Raw genomic sequence first — 2,287 nt, forward strand, 5'->3', positions numbered from 1 at the left:
GCATCGTCACCGCATCCGTCGTCGGGAAACTCATCACATTGAAGACGGTGAAGGTCGCGAGCAACGACGAATCCCGCGGCCTGACAGCCCTGCTCACGAGTGAACGGATCACCGGGCATACCGACCCCACGTTCGTCAGCGACGACATGTGGCGCGGCATCGAAGACGAACCGAAAGCCCGCGCCGTCTACGCCGAGCACTACGCACCCGTCACCGAAGTCGGCTTCATGACCGAGGACAAATGGGGCTTCACCATCGGCTACTCACCCGACGGACTCGTCGGTGACGACGGGTTGATCGAAATCAAGTCCCGCCGGCAGAAGACACAGCTGACCACCATCCTCGCCGGCCACCCACCGATCGAGAACATGGCCCAGCTTCAGTGCGGGCTGCTCGTGTCCGGGCGTAAGTGGATCGACTACGTGTCCTACTGCGCTGGGATGCCGCTCTACGTCAAACGAGTGCTGCCCGACGAGAGATGGCAGGACGCGATCGTGGCCGCAGTCGATGCGTTCGAGCGCAACGCCGCCGAATCCATCCGCATCTACTACGAATCCATTGTTGGCTACCCCAAAACCGAGCGCGTCCTGGACCTGGAGATCAACGTATGAACATCACCGAAGCCGACCTCATCAGAGCGGCTGCACCCCGCAGCGATCAGATCAACGCTGACGACCTGATGTCCGGGCCGAAAGTCGTCACCATTGACGACGTTCGGCGGGGCAGCAGCGAACAGCCCATCGAGATTGTGACCCGCGAGTTCGGACCCGACCGACCCTACCGCCCCGGTAAGAGCATGATCCGCGTCCTCATCACTGCGTGGGGCAAGGAAGCGTCCACCTACAAGGGCCGGCGGTTGATGCTCTACCGCGACCCTGACATCACGTTCGGCCGGGAGAAGGTTGGCGGCATCCGCATCTCAGCGATGTCGCACCTCGACAAGAAGCTCGTGCTCGCCCTCACCGTGACTCGAGGCAAGCGCGCCCCGTACGTCGTCGAACCCCTGGCCGAGCAACCGGCACCCGACTACGAGTCCGCGCAGAACCGGGTCGCCGAGACAACGGATCTCGACGAGCTGCGCGCCATCTACGCCGACATGAAGGCAGACGGCACAGACCAGGCCAAGCAGGTGATGGCCGCTGTCATGGCCCGCAAGGACGCGTTGCAGCCCGACCCGCCCGACGAGGTGGCGTGATGGATTGGGACGCCGCCGACGACATGCACGACATCAGAATCGACGAACGGATCGAAGCGGTGGAGACGAGAACGAAACCGGACCTGTACGAGTACGCGATCGGCGAGAACTGGCGGAAGCTTGCCGGGGAACGCCACACCGCGTTGACTGCGGCGTTGCACCGGCTGGGTGTTGCGCACCTGCGGCTGGTGGCGAGCCTCGCCGTCAACGCTGCACTGGTCGTGGCGCTTGTGGCGGCGGTGATGGCATGAGCGGCGCAGCACAGAAGGCCGTCGAGAGCGCAGTGACGGCATGTCTTGGCGGCACCCTCGAACTACTCGGAACTTCGATGGGTAAGTCGCCACTGGACTTCTCGCAGCAGATCGCCTTTGAGCTTTCGCGCACGGTCCTCGCTGTCCTGTCGGAGACACACGCCGTGGTGGAACTGCCGGAGCCGGAGTCCACTTTCGAGGGCAATGACGACGAGAACGGCTGGCAGTTGTGGGCAAGCCCGCTTGGTGAGGGGCCGTTGCTTTTCGAGGACGGCGAACTTCACTACTTGGGCGTGACGACGTACGACATGAAGAAGCCCGAAACCTTGGCCGCATCTTTGCTTGCTTGTGCTCGCGCCGCCCGTGTCGCTGAGGCCACCCGGTGACCGCCCCCGAGGTGTTCCAGGTCCGTGACGGTGACGGCTGGGAGGTGTACGTCACCAACCCGGCCGGCGGATGGTGGCTGCTCGGAAGTGTGGGCGGGTCTGCGGTTGTCCACACCCTGCCCGACGGGGCGGAAGTCTTGATGACGGCAACCGAGCTACGTCAGATCGAGCGGGCGCTGGGTGGTGATCGTCGTGGGTGACACACGGTGCAAGCACTGCGGGGAACGGATCATCAAGGTGCACCGGGGCGAAACCATGTGGGTGCAAGTCACCGGCACGGACCGCCGCTGTCACAGCAACGCCACTCCCGAGGAGGCCCGTCGTGGGTGACATCGACAACGGCATCGAGAACCTGCGGGCGCTGATCGACCAGGCGCATCACGAACTCGGCGAGGTCTGCGCGAAAGGACCGCACAACAGGTTCCGCATGTCCGTCCCCGCTCGCCCGGACCACG

Annotated in this window: 5 protein-coding genes; all 5 read left to right on the forward strand. The window is 64.1% G+C overall.

Annotated elements, in window-relative coordinates; translation table 11 throughout:
• Nucleotides 1-611: YqaJ viral recombinase family protein (locus LX12_RS21595; protein WP_253656681.1), on the forward strand; the 611-nt coding region annotated here is incomplete at its 5' end.
• Complete coding sequence (locus tag LX12_RS21600; protein WP_253656682.1) at nt 608-1,195, forward strand: hypothetical protein; 588 nt, start codon at nt 608-610, stop codon at nt 1,193-1,195. The genes LX12_RS21595 and LX12_RS21600, both read left to right, overlap by 4 nt.
• The gene (locus tag LX12_RS21605; protein WP_253656683.1) at nt 1,195-1,446 is read left to right on the forward strand and encodes a hypothetical protein; all 252 of its coding nucleotides are present in this window, start codon (nt 1,195-1,197) and stop codon (nt 1,444-1,446) included. The genes LX12_RS21600 and LX12_RS21605 overlap by 1 nt, the downstream gene beginning before the upstream one ends.
• On the forward strand, nt 1,443-1,832 hold the full coding sequence (locus LX12_RS21610; RefSeq protein ID WP_253656684.1) for a hypothetical protein: 390 nt from the start codon (nt 1,443-1,445) through the stop codon (nt 1,830-1,832). The genes LX12_RS21605 and LX12_RS21610 overlap by 4 nt, the downstream gene beginning before the upstream one ends.
• The gene (locus LX12_RS21615; RefSeq protein WP_253656685.1) at nt 1,829-2,032 is read left to right on the forward strand and encodes a protein kinase family protein; all 204 of its coding nucleotides are present in this window, start codon (nt 1,829-1,831) and stop codon (nt 2,030-2,032) included. Before LX12_RS21610 ends, LX12_RS21615 begins: the two co-directional genes overlap by 4 nt.
• Nucleotides 2,033-2,287: the final 255 nt, after the last annotated feature.

Origin of the sequence: Williamsia serinedens, from assembly GCF_024171725.1 — a bacterium.
GTDB classification, from domain to species: domain Bacteria; phylum Actinomycetota; class Actinomycetes; order Mycobacteriales; family Mycobacteriaceae; genus Williamsia_A; species Williamsia_A serinedens.